11 protein-coding genes and 1 tRNA gene are annotated in these 21,711 nt (G+C 64.2%); 5 read left to right on the top strand and 7 right to left on the bottom strand.

The annotated features are described in order from the left end of the window. Nucleotides 1-285 precede the first annotated feature (285 nt). Entirely contained in the window at nt 286-1,344 is a 1,059-nt protein-coding gene (locus tag K1X74_07105) for a hypothetical protein (GenBank protein MBX7166101.1), read from the top strand. Nucleotides 1,345-3,884: 2,540 nt separating this feature from the next. On the opposite strand, the gene K1X74_07100 is transcribed toward K1X74_07105, so the two are convergent. Next, nucleotides 3,885-4,073, bottom strand: a complete 189-nt coding sequence (locus K1X74_07100) for a hypothetical protein (protein ID MBX7166100.1) — start codon at nt 4,071-4,073, stop codon at nt 3,885-3,887. A 61-nt stretch (nt 4,074-4,134) separates the two neighbouring features. Further along, nucleotides 4,135-4,207, bottom strand: a tRNA-Ala gene (locus K1X74_07095). Nucleotides 4,208-4,684: 477 nt separating this feature from the next. Here K1X74_07095 and K1X74_07090 point away from each other — a divergent pair. Both K1X74_07090 and wrbA read left to right on the top strand, forming a co-directional pair. Next, nucleotides 4,685-5,806, top strand: coding sequence for a flippase-like domain-containing protein (locus K1X74_07090; protein MBX7166099.1), 1,122 nt, complete (start codon nt 4,685-4,687; stop codon nt 5,804-5,806). Nucleotides 5,807-5,930: 124 nt separating this feature from the next. Further along, nucleotides 5,931-6,545, top strand: a complete 615-nt coding sequence (gene wrbA, locus K1X74_07085) for an NAD(P)H:quinone oxidoreductase (GenBank protein MBX7166098.1) — start codon at nt 5,931-5,933, stop codon at nt 6,543-6,545. Nucleotides 6,546-6,567: 22 nt separating this feature from the next. Here the strand turns inward: wrbA and K1X74_07080 are convergent, their stop codons facing one another. Then, nucleotides 6,568-7,497: a right-handed parallel beta-helix repeat-containing protein gene (locus K1X74_07080; GenBank protein ID MBX7166097.1), complete on the bottom strand. Its 930-nt coding sequence runs from the start codon at nt 7,495-7,497 to the stop codon at nt 6,568-6,570. A 149-nt stretch (nt 7,498-7,646) separates the two neighbouring features. Here K1X74_07080 and K1X74_07075 point away from each other — a divergent pair, with 149 nt between their 5' ends. Continuing rightward, the gene (locus tag K1X74_07075; GenBank protein MBX7166096.1) at nt 7,647-8,210 is read left to right on the top strand and encodes an O-acetyl-ADP-ribose deacetylase; all 564 of its coding nucleotides are present in this window, start codon (nt 7,647-7,649) and stop codon (nt 8,208-8,210) included. A gap of 22 nt (nt 8,211-8,232) precedes the next feature. Here the strand turns inward: K1X74_07075 and leuS are convergent, their stop codons facing one another. Further along, a complete protein-coding gene (leuS, locus tag K1X74_07070; protein MBX7166095.1) occupies nt 8,233-11,088 on the bottom strand; it encodes a leucine--tRNA ligase in 2,856 nt (951 codons plus the stop codon). 223 nt (nt 11,089-11,311) lie between these two features. Here leuS and K1X74_07065 point away from each other — a divergent pair, with 223 nt between their 5' ends. Next, nucleotides 11,312-12,637 carry a hypothetical protein gene (locus K1X74_07065; protein MBX7166094.1) on the top strand — a complete coding sequence of 442 codons (1,326 nt, stop codon included), beginning with the start codon at nt 11,312-11,314 and terminating at the stop codon, nt 12,635-12,637. Nucleotides 12,638-12,736: 99 nt separating this feature from the next. On the opposite strand, the gene K1X74_07060 is transcribed toward K1X74_07065, so the two are convergent. From K1X74_07060 to K1X74_07050, 3 genes are all read right to left on the bottom strand, one after another. After that, entirely contained in the window at nt 12,737-14,446 is a 1,710-nt protein-coding gene (locus tag K1X74_07060; protein MBX7166093.1) for a BBP7 family outer membrane beta-barrel protein, read from the bottom strand. Nucleotides 14,447-14,780: 334 nt separating this feature from the next. Beyond that, a complete protein-coding gene (locus tag K1X74_07055; GenBank protein ID MBX7166092.1) occupies nt 14,781-17,552 on the bottom strand; it encodes a tandem-95 repeat protein in 2,772 nt (923 codons plus the stop codon). Nucleotides 17,553-17,780: 228 nt separating this feature from the next. Next, a complete protein-coding gene (locus K1X74_07050; GenBank protein MBX7166091.1) occupies nt 17,781-21,455 on the bottom strand; it encodes a hypothetical protein in 3,675 nt (1,224 codons plus the stop codon). Nucleotides 21,456-21,711: the final 256 nt, after the last annotated feature.

The raw sequence follows: 21,711 nt of genomic DNA, 5'->3' as shown, positions 1-21,711 counted from the left end.
GCCTGCCAGAGGACTCAACCTCCTGGTTTGGGCATCGCTCTTCTTGCCTACCGGCAAGTTGCCTGGTGCTCTCCCAGGGCCGCGCGATCGGCCAAGAGGGCAAGCCGCTAGAATACTTGACGCGCAGAGAGTGTTCCGAGGCTTCGCCCCACTGGGGCTTGAATGAGCGTGCGCCACATGCAGGCCTTGAGAATTACAACCGTCGTCGCTTGCTGTGCTCTTGTGTTCGGGGGGATGGCGCACGACGCATGTGCAGGAGCGCCTGCCGCGGGCAGTTGGCGAACCGTGGGATCGACCGCGGTGGGCCACGAGTCGGCGGGGCTGGCACTGCTGGGCGATGGCCGCGTACTCGTCGCCGGAGGTCACGCGCTCACGCGACGAAAGAAGTGGGTCTTGATCGACTCGGCGGAGCTGTACGATTCCAAGACCGAAACCTGGCAAGCCACCGGATCGCTTGTCGAAAAGCGACAGGGCATTTGGTCGCTCGTGGTTCTGAAAAACGGCAACGTCTTGCTCGCCGGCGAACACGACACGCTCCGTGGTACGGAGATCTACGATCCAAAGTCCGGCGCATGGTCCGAAACCGGCAAGCTGCTGACCGGCCGCGGCGGCCATTCCACGACGCTCTTGTCCGATGGCAAGGTCCTCGTTGCCGGCGGCATCGACTATTCAGCAACCGGGACGCCGATCTTTGCCTCGGCCGAGTTGTTCGACGTCGACCAAGGGGCCTGGAACGCAACCGGCTCGATGGCGGTGCCCCGCTTCAAGCACGCGGCGGTTCGACTGGCCAGCGGCGAAGTCTTGGTTGCCGGCGGAACATCGACTGAGCCAAGCGACGATCGCGCCCTGGCGAGTGCCGAGATTTACAATCCGGCAACTCGAACCTGGAGGACTGTCGGCGCGATGGCGACGGGCCGGGAATTGGTCAAGACGGTGTTGCTGACCGATGGAAGGGTGCTGGCCGTGGGGGGCTCGATCGGTCACTTCGGCAAGTACAAGGCACTGTCCAGCGCTGAACTCTATGACCCCCGAACGGAGCGCTGGACATCGACGGGAGCGCTTGCCGTGGCCCGTACGCAATTCACGATGACCGTGCTCGGCGACGGGCGGGTGCTGGTCGCGGGCGGTGCGCGACCCTACACGACCGCACTGTCGACGGCCGAACTCTACGATCCAGCTTCCGGCAATTGGAGCACGGCGGGATCGATGGAAACCGGCCGCTGGAATCACCGGGCAGTCCTCTTACCCAGCGGCGACGTGCTCGTCGTCGGCGGTTGTGATCTTTTGGGCGAGCTCACGAGTGTCGAGCTGTACTCGCCGGGACCGCGCGAAACGGAGAAGTAACTGCAGGCATGCACGCGCATACTTGCGCCCAAAGTTCGGTCCAGTGCACCGACTGCAAAGCGAAGCCGTCGAGCCCGGCGCATAAAAAAACCCTGGTCTTCCCAGTCTCTGCGCTTAGCGACGAGACTCGGCAAAACCAGGGAGTGGAGGATAGGGGACTTGAACTTCCCCCGGTTTCCTCGGGAAATATCGAGGCCCCGGCCAAAAGCGGCGCAGAATGCGGCGCACTTGACGCCGGAACGGTTCAGTCTACGGACCTCGCGGCCTTGCTGGCCGACCCGGACCTCGTGGCCGTCGTGCGTGCCTGGCCCGAGCTGCCGGCGGAGGCGTGGGCGGGCATCCTGGCCATGATCCCCGGACTGCCTGACGCATAGTCATATCCAATTGCTTTTTGCAAGAACCGAGGCGCGGCAATGGGCGGTTTCGGCAGCGGGCGGCGGGGGCGATGGGACGCCAAGAAAACCACCGAACAATGCTTCACGCTCCGGGTTGAGCATCTGGCCCGACAAGCGTGCCTGAGGCCCGGCGCGCGAAGCGTGGCTGAGACGAAGTTCAAACACCCGCTCCAACCGGCCGCCGCGTCTCGGTTGGGCTGCGCTGCTTTGTGCAGCCAAACGGCTGGCGTTATCTGTCAATTGCCTATTCGGCGAATGGTGATCCGATTGAGCTGTGGGTCAGCTTGGTGGCGACCCAACCGCATCTAGGCGGTTGTCGGTGGTGGTTTATCTGTCCGCAATGCGGTTGCCGCGTCGGGCGACTGTCCCTCGTGCGGCGACAATTTGCCTGTCGCCAGTGTCACGGACTGGCATACAGAAGCACTCAAACCGCGCACCAGCAAGAGCGATTGTGGACCTTGTTGCGTAAGCTGCCATAGCCAAGAAGACGCGACTGACGGTTGGATTTCGCCGCTAGGAAGCACCGCGGAGTTCCCAGCGTTGGACTGCGCCGATCGCGAACGCGTGCTGGCGGCAGCAATGGAGGCAATTGTGGGACGGGTACCAGTCGTCGCTGGGACTCACGAATACTGTACCTATCGCAGCCGTCCGAAACGGCTCGACGTGCTCTGTAGAAAAGCTGCCTTGCGACGCCTCGCTCGTATCAAGTCCGCAAATGCCAGTTGCTATTCTCTCAAGAAATTCGGGGCAACTACCTTGCGCACCGCGGAGTGATGCGACCAAGATCAGGGGTTTCTACAGAGCCGCTCGACGAGGTTTTTGCACAGGACGGGAGTGGCGCCAGCGCGTTTTCAGTCAGGTCCGGCCGGAACCGTAAGCGACTCGAGGATAGTAAACACCAGTTGATCTGGGCTGCGAAACCCGAAGTTCGATCCGTCAATTGGAAGAGTGCAATGGTACGAATTCACATCCCTGCCATCTGGGGTTGCGTGAATTACTGTCTCAAATCGCCTAGATGGATTCGCGCTGTCTACTACGCAAATTGAAATCGTGCGAGAATACGCCGGAGCAACGTCTGACCCGCGGGCAACGCTCCCCCATGTGTCATTCACGTATCTGCCGACCTCTTCATCGACTACGCCGAATACAACTACTGACATTGCTTTATGAATCGCGGACTCCCGTGACGGCATGCCGACTGGGCGGTATTCGCGGGATACGCATTGAATTACAAAGGGCGCGCGGAATTCGCGAGCCGTAGTCCGACCTGGATCGAAGGCCGTCAATGCCGAGAGATCATTGAGCAGCCTTTCGTTTCTGGCTTGAGTCTCAACCATTACCTTGAATCGTTTAGCTGCCTCTGCTCGATGTGACGACTTTGGAAACCTTTCCATAAAATCTTGGTAGCTACTTGGCCTGTCTAACGAAGTGGCAACCCTCCACGCGGGAGCTTCAAAACTCATCAGTATTGTCGCGATGACAAACCATCCAAAGCACGCCGCCAGTCCGGCTATCCAAGAAAAATGCTCTGCACGTAACGCGCCCCTGACCGTTACACCGAAAATCAACAGAGCCGCAATTGCAAAAAAACCGTCTGATAGATAACCGAACGCACTAAGCAGCATGCTGCCAAGCAGAACGAAAACACTCCACGGATGCGAGCCAACACCATGGCGAAGCCAACTGAATACCCGATACATTGCACACCATTTCTTTCGAGGCTGCCAAACAACCTCGCGCAATAACACTTTCACTTCGGCATGACATTTGCGCCCATCGAGTGCAAGCTTTTATCGAGACTACTTCCAGATTTGGCGTATCCTACAAGAAGCTCGTATACGTTGTGACACATGCGACGGCCCCCGCCGCGGAAACGTAGTAACCGTCCAACTCGACGGCCGGCATTTTCGCCCGCCGGCAACTCATTTTCAAGCTACGCCGCCCGCTGGGCCGCTTCCGCTCTGAAGTTGACTTCGGCTGCGTCTCAGCCAACTTCTCCGCTCCAGCCGCGCAGCGATCACCTACCCCCAGATTCTCTCATACACAACGGTCTATAGATCGGGGGAAGGTCACTTGGAATCCTGGCCCCGGCTGTGGCATTCGATGCGGGCAAGCTGCGAAACGGACCTGGCCCGACAATTCCCGCTAGCTGTGGTGGCCAAGTGGCTGGGCAACACGCAAGCCGTTGCCATGCGGCACTATGTAGACGTGACCGACACGGATTTTGAGCGTGCGGTGGGCCTCGATACGACGGCCAAAAAAGCGGCGCAGAAAGCGGCGCAGTTGGGTAGCGCCGAGCAGCGCCGGGAAGCGCAGGCGGGGAGCCTCGCGCATGAAAAAACCCCGGTTTTCCCGGTCTCGGCGCTATGCGGCGAGACTCGGCAAAACCAGGGAGTGGAGGATAGGGGACTTGAACCCCTGACCTTCTGGCTGCCAGCCAGACGCTCTCCCAACTGAGCTAATCCCCCCAATGTGCGAAACCCAGCATGGCGTGTCCCGCTCGCGGGACGTGCGGCCCATGCTGCGGGCCAGCACGATAGCAAAGACCGCAAGCTGCCGGCCTTCGCCGTCGCGTGGGCCATTGTACCGACTTTGCCAGCCAGGGCTACCCGGCGGCGGCGAGACCGCTACGACCGTGCGCAGCGAACCTCGACTATTCTTCGGCGCGACCGCCGGGGTTTCTTCGGCGTGGCCCGGCGAAATCCTCCGAATTGGCAGCGAGGTCCTCGAGCTGCCACGAGAAGCCGTCCGGACGAGAGCGACCCCGGTCGGCATGTTGTAAGATTTGCCTGGCAGCCGATTTGCCTATTGCCGCGCGTAGTTCGAGATGCAGTCCATCGAACGGCGGTCGCCGGGGAGGCAGCCGCGCGGGCCGTCCCCCCTTCTCAGCCCGGCCATGCTGCCGGCAAAATGGCGGCAACCCAACCCGATCGTGGAGCGATGGCTTGAACAAGTGGGTCTCCATCCTGGTGCGGTTGAGCGTCTCGCTCGCCATCCTGGGTTTCGTGGTGTGGAACGCCTGGAAGGACGCCACATTCCGCGACAATTTCTGGAAGCTGGTCAGCTCGCCGGCGGCCAACTGGTACATCCTGGTCGCGGCCTGGCTCGTCTCGTTGGCAGCCGTGATGATCACGATGGTCCGCTGGCACTTGCTGGTCGTGGCCCTGGGGCTGCCGTTCAAATTCCGCGACGCCCTGCGGCTGGGCTTCCTGGGCTACATGCTCAATCTCGTCTCACCGGGCAGCGTCGGCGGCGACCTGTTCAAGGCCATCTTTATCGCTCGCGAGCACCCGCAGCGCCGCGCCGAGGCCGTCGCCACGGTCGTACTCGACCGGATCATCGGTCTCTACGGGCTGTTCCTGGTCGCCTCGATCGCGATTTTCTCCGACGGGCTGCTGCACGAAAACATGCCGCGTCCGATACGAGTGATCGTCGTGGCGACGCTGGTCTGCACGGCCATCGGGGCCGTCGGCATCGCCATGCTGCTAATTCCCGGCGTCACCAGCGGGCGGATGAGCGAGCGCCTATCGCGGCTGCCCAAGGTTGGCGGCATCGCCGTCAAGCTGATCGAGGCGATCCGCATCTACAGCCAAAAGCCGCTCGTCCTGGCGATCAACGTCGTGCTGAGCATGATCGTGCACCTGTTCGCAACGACCAGCGTGTACATGATCGCCACCGGCACCCCGGGCGTCGTCCCGACGTGGCTCGATCACTTCGTGGCCGTGCCGCTGGCGATGGTGGCCGGGGCCATTCCGGCCCTGCCCGCCGGCCTGGGGGCCATCGAGATCGTGATCGACTATCTGTACACGAATCTGCCCACTGGTTTGAAGGTCACCCCCGGCCAGGGGCTGCTGGTCGCCGTGGGTTACCGCATCACGACCTTGCTCAATGCGGCCGTCGGTGGCGTGATCTACTTGTTCAACCGCCGCGAGGTCGACGAGTTGATGCACGAGGCCCAAGAGCCGCACGCCCTCGAGCATGAGCTCGATCGCGATCGGCCGTCGGACAACAACGCCGAATGCCATGGCGATCGCGATCTGCACGGTGCGACGCCTGCCTCGAACTGAGTCGCTCGACCCGCGCGGCTCGAAGCGGACCGCTGTCCGTCCATCGAACTCGGCGCCCTTTTCCTAGCGGCTCTCTGCGCTATACTGCCCGCATGGCGGTCACTTCAACCGGAGCGCAGTCGCAATGAAGGTCCACGTCGTTTTCTACAGCACCTACGGGCACGTCTACCAGATGGCCGAAAGCGTCGCCGCGGGCGCCCGCGAAGTCGAGGGCGCGGAGGTCGAGCTGTTTCAAGTGCCGGAGCTGATGCCCGAGGCAGCACTGGAAAAAAGCGGCGCCAAAGCCACGCGGGCCACGTTTGCCCAGGTGCCGGTGATTCAGCCGGGACAACTGGCCGATGCCGACGCGATCATCTTCGGCACGCCCACGCGATTCGGGAACATGGCCGCGCAGATGCGCAACCTGCTCGATCAAACCGGCGGCCTCTGGGCGCAGGGCAAGTTGATCGGCAAAGTCGGCAGCGTGTTCACCTCGACCGGCACGCAACACGGCGGCCACGAATCGACCATTACCAGCTTTCACACGACGCTGCTGCACCACGGCATGATCATCGTGGGCGTGCCGTACTCGTGCCAGGAACTGGTCAATATGACCGAAATCACCGGCGGTTCGCCGTACGGCGCCGGCACGCTGGCCGGCGGCGACGGCTCGCGGCGCCCCACAGAAAACGAGCTGGCGATCGCGCGGTTCCAAGGCCGGCACGTGGCCGAGATTACCCGCAAATTGGTCGGCGGCTGAACCGGGTCGCGGCGCCGAACGTTTACCAGCGTCGCGGGGCCTTGGCGGCGTCTTCGACCAGTTTGCCGTCGAGATAGACCTCACCGCTCCGCTGGACAATGGGCGGCGCCGTGTTGCCGATCAGATCGCAACGGGCCACCGTGGCCACGGCGGGGCCTTCGCAATAGAGCTGTGCCCGGCCGTTGTCCCCCAATACGCAGTCAAGCACCTGCACGTGACTGGCGCCAGCGACCGTGAGCCCGGCACGCCCGTTGCCGCGGCAGGTGATGCCGGCCAAGACCGTCTCGCCGACTACATCGTTGGCGTTGATGCCGTCGAGGTGAAATCCCTGCACAGTGATGTTCGCCAGAATGATGTCGTGCGCGTGGTACAGCGTGATGCCCGTCTGCAAACCGGCGTGTGTCAGGTGGTAGTCGCGCACCAGCTTCTCGGCCTCGACGCGGAGATAGACGTAGCCGTCGAACAGGCACCACTCGAGCGGCTGCAACTCCGGCGGAATTCCGTCGGCCGTCAGCTCGCGGCGCACCAGCGGCAACTGATCGCGAAAGAGCTGCTGATAGGCCTGCCGCCGGGGGCGAAAGCGATAAACGTCGTCGCGAAAGTGTTCCCAGGCCATCAAGGGAACCTCGACCGAACCGTCGAGTACGGCCCCGCGCCCGTCGAGCACAAAAGGCGTGAAGCCGTTGCCGCTGTGCTTGTGGCCCACCAGCGCCAGCGACTCGCGATACGGCTGTCCGGTGGCCGTCAAGCGTACGCGATCGCCCTTGTAGGCCAGCGCCAACGCCCGGTTGATCGACCGGACCGGTCCGGTGCCTCCACCGCTGGCTCGTTCGGCGCTACCGTCGAACCCGTCGTCGCCGGCGACATTGTTGACGTAGTAATCGCGCGCAGCGGCTGGCCCTACGCCCACCAAGACCAACGCGAACACGAGCCAACGCAACCGGATGCACATCGAACAGCTCTCCTTATCGACTTTCGATCGGCTGCCGTGGCGCGATGGATGGTGTCGGCCGTGACCGCCCGGCTATGATCCGTACAATCCTCACAACCGCGACCCTGCGGTAGACAGCGTCTCTGCAACACGGCCCGGCGGTGGCAACCATGTGGCGCTCGCTCGGCAAGAAGCGATTGGAACTCGTCCAAGGCGACGTTACCGCCCAACAAGTCGACGCCCTGGTGAACGCCGCGAACTGCGCCCTGGCGGGGGGCGGCGGCGTCGACGGAGCGGTCCATCGGCGCGGCGGCCCGCAGATCATGGCCGAAACGCGCCAACGCTATCCCGAAGGCTGCCCGACTGGTTCGGCCGTGGTCACGCGCGGCGGCGCTCTCGCCGCGCGCTACGTGATTCACGCGGTTGGGCCCGTGTGGCGCGGCGGAAATTCGGGCGAGGCCCAACTGCTCGCCTCGGCCTATCGCACGTCGCTCGCCCTGGCCGCGGCGCACGATTGCCGCACCGTCGCCTTACCGGCCTTGAGCACGGGGGCCTACGGCTACCCCATGGACCTGGCCGCTCGCGTGGCCTTGAACACCGTGGCCGAATTCCTGCTCGACACGGGCCAGGCCCTGCCCGAGCTGGCGCGATTCGTCCTGTTCGACGCGGGCAGCTTCGGCGCTTTTTCGGCGGCGCTCGAAGAGCTTTCAGCCGCCTGGCCTCATCTACAGTGAACATCGCCGGCGAAGACCGGCGTCACTTCACGACGAAATTCACCATCCGCCCCGGCACGACAACGGCTTTGACGATCGATTTGCCGGCCAGGTGCTCGGCGATGCGACTGTCGGCCTTGGCAGCTCGCTCCAGGTCGTCTGCCGCGGCGTCGCTCGGCACGACGATGCGGGCCCGGACCTTGCCGTTCACCTGTACGGGCACTTCGACCGAGCTCTCGATCAGCCGCGCCGGGTCGTGCACGGGCCAGGGCTCGTAGGCCAGCGTCCGAGCGTGCCCCAGCAGTTGCCATAGCTCCTCGGCCAGGTGCGGAGCGAAGGGCGACAGCAACAGCACAAACGGTTCGAGGACGGCGCGCGGCCGAGGGTCGGCCTTAGTGAAGTAGTTGGTGAACTCCATCATCTTGGCGATGGCCGTGTTGAATCCCAACGATTCGACGTCGGCCGTCACTCCGGCGATCGTCTTGTGCAAGACGCGCAACTGCTCCTCGTTCGGTTCAATGTCCTGAACCGCGGGATTCAGCAATGCGGCCTCGGCCCGATCGTCGACCAGCATCCGCCAGACCCGGTCGAGGAATCCGCGTACGCCGTTCACACCGGTCATGCTCCAGGGCTTCGTCGCTTCGAGCGGCCCCATGAACATCTCGTACAGCCGCAGGGCGTCGGCGCCATATTCACGCACCACCGCGTCGGGGTTCACCACGTTCCCGCGGCTTTTCGACATCTTATAGCTGCGGCTGTCGAGACGGATCGACGGATCGGCCGCGAGGACGAAATGTTCGCCCTGCTTTTGCGCCGCATCGGGCGGCAGCTTCACGGCCTGCACCGCCGCGCCGTCCGCCGCGCAAATCGGCTTGCCCGCAGCATCCTCCGCAATTTCTGCCGCACTCACCCACCGGCCGGCCGCGTCCTGATAGCCGGTGATCTCCATTTCGCCGAGGATCATGCCCTGATTGACCAGCCGCGTGAACGGCTCCGGCGTCGCCACCAAGCCGCGATCGTAAAGCACCTTGTGCCAGAAACGCGAATAGAGCAGGTGCAAAACCGCATGCTCGGCGCCGCCGACATACAAGTCGACCGGCATCCACGCGCGCTCGACCTCGGGGTCGATCAGCCGTTGGTCGTTTCGCGGATCGAGAAACCGCAGGTAGTACCAGCACGAGCCCGCCCACTGCGGCATGGTGTTCGTCTCGCGCAGGTAGCGGCGTCCCTCGATCACCGGATACAGCCACTCCTCGGGCGCCTCGGCCCAAGGTGGCTCGGGCCGGCCGTGCGGTTTGAATTCTTTCATCTCGGGCAGGAGCACCGGCAACTCGTGCTCCGGCACCGGGCGCAGCAGTCCCGTGGGGCGTCCGGCGTCGTCCAACTCGTGCAAGATCGGGAACGGCTCGCCCCAAAAATGCTGCCGGCTGAACAACCAGTCGCGGAGCTTGTAGTTCACGGCGCCGCGGCCGCAGCCCGCGGCGGCCAGATCCGCGGCGATGCGCTGCTTGAACTCCACCGTCGTGAGTCCGTTGTAGCTGCCCGAGTTGATGGCCGTGCCGACGGCGGTGAAGGCCTGCTTGCCGGCCAGCACAGCTGCGCGCTGCGCCGCTTCGAGCTGCTCGCCCGGATCGACGACCGCGCGAACCGGCAGGCCATATTGCACGGCAAACTCGAAATCGCGGTTGTCGTGGGCCGGCACGGCCATGATGGCCCCGGTGCCGTAGCCCATCAGCACATAATCGGCGACCCAGATCGGCACCTCGGCGCCGTTGACCGGATTGAGAGCGTGACTTCCCGTGAACACGCCTGACTTGGTCTTGGCCAGGTCCGTTCGATCGAGGTCACTCTTGAGGCGTGCTTGTTGGCAGTAGGCCTCGACCGCCGCGCGCTGGGCCGACGTCGTCAACCGCTCGACCGCCGGATGCTCGGGCGCAATGACCATATAGGTCGCGCCGAACAGCGTGTCCGGGCGCGTCGTGTAGATCCGCAGCACGTCGCTGCCGGGCTGCCTCGGAAAACCATCGGCCCGCCGCTGTGCGCGCCAGGCCTCGAGCGCCCGCGCGGGATTCGCCCCGGCGGGGGGTAGCAAGAAGTCGACCTCGGCGCCCGTGCTACGGCCGATCCAGTTGCGCTGCAGCAGCTTGATGCTCTCGGGCCAGGCGACCAGGTCGAGATCCTGCTCCAAGCGATCGCCATAGGCCGTGATCCGCAGCATCCATTGCCGCATGGGCAACCGCTCGACCGGGTGCCCGCCGCGCTCGCTCACACCGCCGATCACCTCTTCGTTGGCCAAGACGGTGCCCAGGGCAGGGCACCAGTTGACCGGCGCTTCGAGCTGGTAGGCAAGCCGATGATCGTCCTGATAGCGCCGCACGGCCTCGACTCCGGCCGCCCGGACGTCGACCGGAATAGGTAACTCGGCGATCGGCCGGCCGCGCTGCTCGTCGGCGTCGAACCAGGTGTCGAAGAGTGTGAGAAAGATCCACTGCGTCCAGCGAAAATAGCTCACGTCGGTCGTCGCCACCTCGCGGTCCCAGTCGTAGCTGAAACCGAGCATCTTCAACTGCCGGCGAAAGTTGGCGATGTTTCTCTCGGTGGTGATGCGGGGCGGCGTGCCGGTCTTGATCGCGTGCTGCTCGGCAGGCAGGCCGAACGCGTCCCAGCCCATCGGATGCATCACGCTGCGACCGCGCATGCGGTGATAGCGGCACACGATATCGGTGGCCGTATACCCCTCGGGATGGCCGACGTGCAGCCCGTCGCCGCTGGGGTAGGGGAACATATCGAGGACGTAGACCTTTTCGCCCTGCGGCATCGCGGGCGCGGCAAAGGTCCGGTTCTGCTCCCAGTACTGCTGCCACTTCGGCTCGATCGTGGCCGGGTTGTATCGAGGCATGGGGCCTGTGCTTATTGCTCTAACAGTCTGGAATTCCACAAGTTGCGCGCAACTCGCCCGGCAATTTCGGCGGGGGCTCGATTCTACTTCTCGGAACCAACTGCGGCAAACCGGTGCCCGCCACGGCCAACTGACATTGAAGCCACCGCGCACGTTCGGGTACTTACTTCCACCCCGTCTTTGCGATCTTGTCCCGACACGGCCGCCCGCTGGGAGGCTCACCATGCCTGCGCGGATCTTATGGGCCGCGATGATTTGCGCCGCGATCGTCGCGCCGGCGACTGCCGAAGAGTTTCCCTACGTCGCCTTTGTCGTCGCTGACGACGTCTACGTGCGTGGCGGACCCGGCGAAAACTACTATCCGACCGATCGCCTGGCGCGCGGCGCGCAAGTCGAGGTCTACCGCCACGATCCGGGCGGCTGGTACGCCATCCGCCCGCCGGAGAACAGCTTTAGCTGGGTGTCGGGCGAGTTCCTGGAGATCAAGGAAGACAATCTCGCGGTCGTCAAAGGCGACCGCGTGGCCGCGCGCGTCGGCAGCATGCTGGGCGACCAGCGCGACGTGATCCAGGTGCAGCTCTATCGCGGCGAGGAAGTAGAAATCCTGGGTGCCAAGCGTTTCGGCGAGGGACCCAACGAACAGACCTGGTACCAGATCGCCCCGCCATCGGGCGAGTTTCGCTGGATTGCCGGACGCCTGGTCGATCGCAATCCGGCCTCGGTCGATCAGCCTCGCAATCGCCAGGCCTACAAGAACCGCATCATCGCGCGCCTTGAACGCGGCGGCGACTCGCCCGACGACGAGGCACTCGACGAGCTGGACGGCGCGCCAATCGTGCATGGTGAAGACGAGCCCCCGCAGCGCAGCTACGCAGGCACGCCCGGTAGCCGACGCGTCGCCTCGCGCGATCGCGATTTTGTCGTCGAGCCCGAGCCCGGCGACGCCGTCGACCTCGACCGGCAGCCGCGCACCGAAGAGGCGCCGCGCCGCAAACGAACCTCGAAACGCCTGTCGAGCGTACCGGCCGACGACTTCGACACCGAACTGACCGAGTTAGAACTCTACCTGTCGTTGATGGTCACCGAAGAGCCGGCCGATTGGTCGCTCGACGAGGTGCGTGCCCGCGCCGAACGGGCCTATTCGATTGCGACGACGGCGCTGGAACGCGGCCGCGCACGCGATCTGATCGCTCGCATCCAGCGGTTCGCCGATCTGCAACAGCGCGCGCGGCTGGTCGAGGCCGTCGACGAGCAGGCTCAATACGCCGCCAACGACCCGGCGGGCACGAGCGTCGGCAGCCCGCGCTACGACGGGCAGGGTCGCCTGGCACGCGTCAAATCGAGCCACGCGGGCGCTCCCGCCTTTGCGCTACTCGACCCCAACGGTGTGATCCGCAGCTTCGTGACCTCGGCGCCGGGGCTGAACCTGGGCCTGTACGTCGGCCGCGAGGTCGGCGTGATTGGCACCATCGGCTATGTGCCCGAGTTCGACAAACCGCACGTCACCGCGAAGCGAGTGACGATTCTCGAGCAGGCGCCGCGGCGTTAGGTCGCGCACGCAGGCCTGAACATCGAACGCGAACAGCCCAGGGTGCATGCCCCTGGGCTGTCGGTTTTTCGTCGTCCGCCAGGTTGCGAACGGAGCGGCTTAGAACTTCAACTCGCCGCCCAAGTTGATGCCCTGCAACCAGTAGTCGGTGTCGCGCAGATACGCGGCCGGTTCGGGCGAGCCGACGAGCACGCCGCCGCCCGCTTGCGAGAGGTTCAGGTTCAGGTCGATCTGATCGTCCGCGCGGACCACGCTGCTGATGTAGATAAACGTGTAGCCGAACGTCACGCGGAAGTAATCGGTCACCGAGAGGCCGACTTTCGCCCCGAACTCCGGAATTGCGCAGAACTCGTCTACGCGATGCATGCCGATGTTCGTGCTTTGGGCCAACAGGCCGTCGTTCACCACGGCCTGGTTGATCGTATCGTCGATCACGCTGTAGCCCTGCACCTCCATACGCTGCCGCATGTTGCCCAAGGCCACGCGTCCTAACAGGTCCAACGACCAGACGCTCTTGCGGAACTCGAGCAACATGCCGATCTCGCCGCCGTGAAATTCGTTCTCGGTGTCGAACAGATCAAACGTCTGGAAGCTCGTGCCCGGTACGAACGGGCCGCCCTGCGGGAAGACCGTATCGTGGATCGAGACGCCCTCGTCGAGGCGAAAGTAGCGATAGCCTCCCAGCAGATTAACCCGATAGTTGTCGTCGAAACTGACCCAGGTGGGCTTGCGCAGCCCGATGCCGCCGCCCTGCGTGCGGCTATGCGTGTCGATCACGATGCTGCCATCGAGATCGACCAGGGCCGTACCGAAGCGCGGATCGGTGATGCCGTTGCCGGCGATGATCGAGGCGTCGGGCGTCATCGTCTGTACGTTGTTGAACGGTCGCGCCAGGATGGGATCGCCCGTCGACTCCGCTGAGAAGGTGTTCTTCTCTTCGTCCAGCGCGAAGTAGTCGCCCTGGACACCGAGGAACTGACCGTCGATCAGCCAGAGGCCGAAGTTGATTCGGCCACCGGCACGCGGATCGTTGTCGAGATCCTGATTGCCGAACAGCACGGTCGTCGTCGGCTGTCCCAACACGCCCGCTACGGCTTGGGGTGTTCCGTCCGGGCTCGAGGTGGCCAATGGCGGATAGTTGATCGAGCGCGTGTACCAGCTCAGGGCTTGGGTCTCGAACCAAATGCGCCGGCCGGAATGCACCTCGTGCCAGAAGCTCTCAAACATCGAGCCGCAGGCGCACCAGCGGCTCAGCAACCCACCGCGGCACGCGCCACAACCGGCACCGCCACAGCCCCCACAGGCATCGCAGCCGCCGCACCCGCCGTACGCATCGCACGAGCCGTTGCAGGCGCCATCGCATCCCCCGTTGCAGTCGCCGACGGCACACGAGCCCGGGCTGCCGGTCGGACAGCCGGTCTGGCAGCCTTCGTCCGTGGCCATCGCGGCCCCGGCGTTCGGACCAGGCATCGTTTCGATCGGAAGTTCCGAGGCCGGCATCTCCGGCAACGCGGTCGGCGCCTGGTCTTCGACGACGGGGGCGTCGGTGGCGATGGCCGGATCGGGCTCGGGCTCGAGCATTTGCTCGTCCTGGGCCAACCGCACAGGCGTGACATCGCTGGCCATGGTGGCCCGCTTGGGGGCCGCCGGCGCCTGCTTCTCCTGCTCTGCGAAGGGAGTGTACTGTCGCGGGTCGCTCACGCGGGTTCGCGCAGTTTTCTTGGTACGCGGCGGCAGCAGCGGCTCGCCGGTATTCTCGGCCCAGGCCAGGCCATCAAAGGCGGCCAGGCCACAGAGGGCAACCAACATCCAAATGGCGCGTTTCACAGTCTTCCCTTTCGCGCTTTGCCGGGTCGAATGACGGTCGAAAGGATGGTCAGACGGGTTGCACGGGTAGTGCACGTTGTATCGATTCGACCGTCTGTGCCGACGATTCCAACAGAAACGCGCCCGGCCGTACGATCGTCCCGGCTTACCAGGTCGACCGAGCTTGCGATTTAACCACTCGCCGGGGCAAATTGCGGTGAGTATGGCGGCCCGCACAGGCAAAACAGGGCGTCTAGAAAAACACACAGCCGCGCTAGCAAGCGCGGCTGGCGGCCCCTGGCCATGGGATCGGAACTCCCCCTGGTCGCGTTAGCGACTACAGGAAGTTCTCGTTCGACGATAGCAAGTAGCTTTGTACGGCGCGCCAGTTCCAACCGCCGCTACGGAGCAGTTGCAAGAAGGTGTTCTTGCTCGGCGTGTCGGCGTTGCGTCCGAGGTAGCGGTCGTACCATCCGCCGAACGACACGTTGCCGTCGAGCAGCAGGCCCCGCATTTCGTCGCTGGAGAGCACGATGTCGATCAACTGCGTGCGGCTGTAACGCGAAAGTTGCTGCACGTCCGTGGCGCTCGGCACACGGCCCAGCAGATCTGCAAACAGCGCCGTCGTGAAGCCGCTCGTCGTGCCGCCGTGCTTGGCATAGTACTCGGGCGATCCAAGGATGAAGGCCAGCACCTGCTCTTCGGTCCAGCCGGCGTTCATCAGTGTGAAGAACTGGCCCAGGCCATAGTTGTCAATGTCGCGGCCGAGGTACTTCTGGAAGTACGACTTGATCAGGTTGCCGCGGTACTCGTACGAGTTGAGGAACGCGTTGACCACGGCCGTGCGCGACATTGCGCCCGTGTTGAGCTGCGTGGTCCAGTACGATACGCCGTAGGCGTCGCCTTCACGGAACAGCACTTCGTAATACAGATTGGCCACAAACGTGGCGCTCGTGCCGTCGCCGGTGCCGTTGCCGGTGATGAACAGGCTCGAGAGGAACTGGGGCGCCGCGTCGGTGGCCAGGAAGAAGCGGTTCGACACGTTGGCCGCCGCCGCATCGGCCCGCAGGCCGCGCTCGCCAAAGTTGAAGCCGATCGCCGCGCCGCCTGGAGTGAGCGTAATCGTGCCCAACAGGTCGTTCGCGACGACGCCCGGCGCCGGCGCGCCGGCCGTGTCGATGCCGTCGTTGAACTGCTGCGGATGGATTTCGACGATCGTATAGACGCCGCCCGGGAGCACAGGCTTGCCGGCGCCCTCGGCGAATAAATACTGCCCATCGGCGTCGGTCGTGACGATCAGGCCTTGGAACGTGTAGGGACCGTCGTCCTTGCGCAGCGTCACCATGACGCCCGGGATTCCCGCCTCGCCCGGATCGCGCACGCCGTTGTTGTTCAAGTCGGCATAGACTTGCCCGGCCAACTGCACGGGAGCCCCGATGCGGATCGTGACCCGGGCCGTGTTGGAAAGACCGCCATTGGTGTCCTTCACGCGGTATTCAAACAAATCGCCGCCCGTCTGGCCCGGCGAAGGAGTGTACAGAATGCCGCCGTTGGCTTGCGGCAGCGCAATCCCCTTGGTCGGATTCGTGACGATCTCGATGGTCGCCGGGTCGAGCGAACCGTCGACATCCGCGTCGTTGACCAAGACCGGGATGAACACGGCCGCGTTGATCGCGGTGGTCGCCTGGTCGTTGCCGGCCACGGGCAGGTCGTTGACTGGTACGACCGTGATGTTCACGTTGGCCACCGAGCTGCGCTTCGTGTCGTTGTCGGCAACCGAGTAGCGGAAATTGTCGGGCCCGTTGTAGTTGGCGAACGGCGTGTAGGTCACCTGGCCGGTCACCGGATTGACCGCGATCGTCCCGTGATCGGGCAGCTTGGCGATCTGCACGGTGGACGGGATGATCGCGCCGTCGACATCGAAATCGTTCGCCAGAATGTTGATGACGATAGACGTGTCTTCCGGCACGTTGACGACATCGGTAACGGCATTCGGGGCCGCGTTCGTATCGATATCCCAACCGATGAGGTCCAGAAACTGCGCCGTTGCCTGATCGAGCAGATTCGGAAATACGACGTTATTGTCATTGAAGAACGCCAGCCCGGCGGGAACGAACTCCTCGGTGCCGTCGTCGTACGTGTCATTCACACTCGGCGAGATCGAGCGGGCAAACGTTTGGAAGTCACTGATCGACTGCGGGTCCTTGCCGGGCAGGTTGTCGGCAAAGCGGAACAAGTCGCCGATCGTGATCGGCACCTGTCCAGCGAATCCCAGCGGCGGACGTTTCGGCACGAGCGATTCGGCCGTGCCCAGCCCCATGGTCTCCAGCAGCCGGTAGATGACCTCGTCGAGGACGTTGATTACGCCATCCTCGGCAGGCTGAATTCCGTTCGTTGGGTCGCCGTCTTCGTCGTATTTGAAGTTACTGTCGAAGATGATCTGGGCATCGGCAAAGCACTGTTGGCCAGCGTCGGTAGCCAGCACAGTCTGCAATCCGTAATCCACGGCTTCGTCGCTGGTGCCGGCGACGATTACCTCGTCGTCCAACGCGTAGGGTGTGAACGAGGGATCGAGCAGCGGTGGAAACGCGCTCCAAGAACGCATCTGCGTCTTGGTCATTACCAACTGGTTGTTCCAGAAATACGGAAATCTGGCTTCGACCTTCAACTGCCCCGGTAGTGGCAACGCGCCGACGATGCCGTCGTCCGGTTCATTCAAGGCGTCGCCGAACAAGGCGTTACGGACGAAGGTGTAGTCGACCAGGCTCGTACGCGGGATCAACTGCGTGGCGCCTGCCCCCGAGAACACGGGCACAAACGGCACATCGGGAGTCACCAACAGCGACTCCTTCGAAAGCACGATCGGGATGATCACATTGTTCGGGGGCTCGGCCGCAAACTGATCGATGATGTCCGTGAAATTGAACGCGTTCTTGACCGCCTCGGCCGCTGCCAATGCGTGGGCCAGCACGCCCGGATCGGCCTCTGGAAATGCACTGGAGCGCAACAAGAACACGAAATCGACCGCGAGCAGATCGCGGCGTTCGAGCGCTTCGCCCAGGCGTGGTTTGCGGCCAACAGACGGCTTACGGCGTGCGGAACGAGCCACGGGGCGCCCCCGACGGTTAGTGGAGCGACGGGCAGGTGACCTGCTCCGCCTTGCCGGCGCGCCCAATGCAACCTGGGCCGTCCACCGGAGAAATTCCACTCTTTACCGAGTCTGCGGGGGTGTCAAGGTATGCGCATCGCGCAAAAAACTCGGATCGTGCAATCGCGCGCGAGGGGGAATAACTTCTGCGGGCAGGCACGAAGTGCTTAATTGGCCGCAGAATCCGCACTACTCATCCAAACCGAACAGCAAGTCGATCTGCGCGGCCACGGGCGAGCGGCGGACCCCCACTGGTAGCAGGTCGGCCATCAAGTCCGTACCGTTGGCGGCCGTGTCCTCCAAGCCCAAGACGTGCCCCAATTCGTGGGCCAGCACGGTCAAGAGGTCGATCTTCGTTGCCGCCGCCGAGCCAGCTTGCGCCTGTTTCTGCCCGGCCACGGCCGCGGCGAATTCGCTGTCGTCCTGCGGCGAAGCATCGACGAACCAGCCATTCCCCGCGGCGGTCGTGTCGAGAAAGATCTGGCTGGCCACCGTGCGCGCGATCTGCGTACCCGGCAGATCGACAATCTGCACTTGGGCCAGCGCAGCCTGAGCGGCGCCCGCCGGATTCAGTCCTGCGGCCAGCCAGCGCGCCGCGGCCTCGTTCAAGAGCGCGCCGACCTGGCCCGGGGTCAGCGCGGCGCCGGCCGTCGCACTGCTCGTCGGCGTATCGAGCGAATACCCGGACACCGTCGTGACGGCGGTCCAGTGTCCGGCCAGCGGCCGCCAGTTGGGCGCGCCATACAGGAACGGTGGAAAATCGGCAGCGCCGCTGTTGTTGGTGTTGCGCAAGAAGAACCGCGCCGTCGCCGGATCGAACACGCCGATCGTGTCGATCAGGTCGCCGTTCCAATCACCCACGAACGGCACAAAGGTCGAGGCCCCGAAGGCAAACGTCGGAATGTCGTTGGGGCCCGTGCTGTTCGCGTTGCGCAGATAGAACGCGGCCTGCGTGGGATTGAAGACGCCGATCGTATCGGTGCCGTCGCCGTTCCAGTCGCCCGTGACGGCCGTCCACCCCGGCAGTCCGTAGAGGAACGTTCCACCGTCGGCTGCGCCCGCGCTATTGCTGTTGCGCAGATAGAAGACGCCGTTGTTGGGGTTGAACACGCCGACCGTGTCGACGCCGTCGCCGTTCCAGTCGCCCGCGAGCGGCTGCCAGCCCGCACCGCCGAATGGAAACGGCGCCACGTTCACCGGCCCAGAGCCGTTCGAGTTGCGCAGATAGAACGTCGCATTCACCGGATCGAACACGCCGATGGTCGTGCTGCCGTTGCCGTCCCAATCGCCGTACACCGCCTGCCAGCCGGGCGCGCCGAACGGGAACGGCGTGAAGTCGGGCAAGCCCGATCCGTTCGTGTTGCGCAAGTAGAACATCGCCGTGCTCGGATCGAACGCGCCGATCGTCTCCACGGCATCGGGCCCCGGCACTACGGCGGCCCCCGCCGAAACGTACAAGTCGACGCTCGAATTCGTGCCTTCGAGCTTGAGAAAATAGGGGCCCGTCGTCGAACCGGGATACGTAATCGCCGCGTTGCCCGCCGTCCTGGACGTGGCCAGTTGGCGGAACTGATTGTCGTACAGCGAAACTTGCGCGCTGCCCAACAGCGTGTTGGACGTCGCGTTCACGCTCAATGGGCCGACCCAGCCGCCGTCGAGCGCAAACCAGACGGGCCCTTGTGCGAGATTGATGTCTTGCGAGGACCCGCCCGCGGGCAGTACCAGGCCGCCGAGACCCGCCGAGGCCGTGAAGTAGGTGCCGCCAGCGATCTGCGCCAGGAAATCGGCCCGCAGCCCCAGCTCCGCAAAGTTGAGTTGGATGGCCTGCTGCGCGGCGCCGATCAGGTACGGGCCAAAACGGTCGTCGGCACCCGGCAAGGTACTCAGGATTTCGTTTCCTGGGCCGATCCGATACCCGGTGCCGGTGGTTCCCTGGTGGAACGCGGCCGGTTGGATTTCGGTCACGCTGTAGGTGCCTGCCGGCAGCAGCAAGTTGGGGACGTCGGCTTCGGTCAGCGAGTAATTGCCGTTTCCGTCGGTGACCACGACCCGATCCACGGCCAACGGCCAGGACTGGCCGGTGATGTGCACGCGCGCCCCGGGAATGCCAACTTCGCCCAGATCGAACGCGTTATTGCCGTTGGCGTCGACAAACACCTGACCCGAGAACGCGACGGCACCGCCGACGCGGATCTGCACCGACGCGACGTTCGACAGAGCTCCCTCGGCATCGCGCAGGCGATATTCGAACGTATCGCCGCCCGAGTAGCCGGCCTGCGGCGTATAGCGCAGCAACCCGCCGACGTCGGCAAACGTCCCATGATAGGGACCCGAAACGGGAATGAACGACGACGCTCCCAGGGGCCCGTCGTCGGTATCGTTGGCCAGGATGTTGATGTCGATCGGCTGGTTGATCGCCGTCGCGGCGCGATCGTCGCCGGCCTTCGGCGTCTGGTTGCCGGCCGCCGGCGCCGTCTTGACGTGGATCTCCGTATCGAACACGTAATTCGGCAGGCCTGGCAGATTGGGAAACACGAACTCGAGGAAGAACGCCGTGCCGCCGCCTGGCGGCGGTTGGACGCTGCCCAAATACGTCCCCAGCCCGATCGGCGAGACCACGCTCATGGTCCAGAACGGTGGATTAGGTTGACTGGCGCGGAAGTCGCGCCCATCGACGTCCGTGGCCTGCCAGAGCCGCACTTCCAGCGGCGGGGTGCTGACCAGAGCCAGGATCGAATCGTCGGCCTGGACGGTCCACGTGAACTGCGGTCGCGGCGTCCCGAGAATCGTCGACGTGACAAACGGCACCAGCGCCTCGGTCACCGCGGCAACGGTGCCGCCGGGCAGGTTGAGCCCGTGGCCCGTATTGGGGAAATAGCGCAAGTACGAGTCGCCGACCAGATCGTGGAAGTAGAATTGGGCCGAATCGACGACGAAGAATTCGTCGCCCGTCGAGTTGATCCCCAGCTTCGGCAGCGTCAGCCGGTCGCGATACTCGTACGGATCGACGATCGACAGCAATTCCTGCCCGCGCGGCGTGAACGCCCTGCCGGGAATGTCGGCCGCCACGTAATCGTCAAGCGCCGGCCCCAGCTCGCCGTAGACGGAAATCTGGTGCACAAATTGCTCGTCGAGGTTCAGCGCATCGAACACGACCGGCACGATGGCCCGCACGCGCTCGTCGACGGCGGCCGTCAGCCAGGTGGTCCACCCGCGCTTCGAGGCACCGGTCACGATAAAGTCGTTGATCGGCCGCGGGATCGGCAGGTGCGAGAGAAAGTCTTGCGCGGTGTCCATGCCGCGCACCGCCGATTTGACCATCGGCAGCAGGGCCGGCCACGTCGGGTCGCCCGTGTCGATAAACTTGTCGAAGGTATACGCGATGATCGCGTCTTCGCTCCGGGTGAAATTCTCGTCGGCGAACTGCAACGGCTCGCTGGGAATCGTCGGCACGTGCACCAACACCATGTTGGCGGCCAGCGCGGCTTGGACCAGCTCGGGCGTGACGGGCGGCGGCGTGGTGTGATCGTTGTTGCCGCCGCTGACGACGAGCACCGCCGTACCCGGGAGGGCCGTGGTGGGTACGACGATCTCGACCCAGTGCTGCCAGATGGGCTTGTCGACCTCTTGGGCCGTGCGCCATTGCTGCGACGTCATGTCGATGAGGTAGTGCGTAAAATTCGGCCCCGGCGTGGTCGCGACCAGCGAATAGTGATAGTTCGGATCGAACGCCGCGACGTAATCGTCGAGCGCGGTCAAGAGTTGCCGGCTTTCGAGCGCCTCGCACGCCAGCTGCGTGACGTAGGCCCCGTGGTCGCCGGCCGTGCTGCGAAGCCTGCCGCCGGCGCGGCGTCCGCCGCGCATGGTCAAACGCTTTGCTTGGCCGAACCTGATCACCTGGCACCTCGCAGACCGTTGGCAGGACTCCGCGCACATCCCTGAGCCGCGAAGCAAGTGGAGAGTATTTCGTACGCGAAAGGCCGCTACGCCGGCACCGAGGCTGTTCCGTGGCCCCGGCGATCCCCCCTGGAGCGCTCGGTCTGCACGCTAGAATGACTGGCGCGGATTATGTTTGCGCCCGACAGTGGCGTCAAGCAAACCGGGGTGTCGAGCAAGCCGG

The sequence above is a fragment of the Pirellulales bacterium genome (assembly GCA_019694435.1).
Lineage (GTDB): Bacteria > Planctomycetota > Planctomycetia > Pirellulales > JAEUIK01 > JAIBBZ01.
This window is presented reverse-complemented; position numbering and strand designations above follow the sequence as displayed.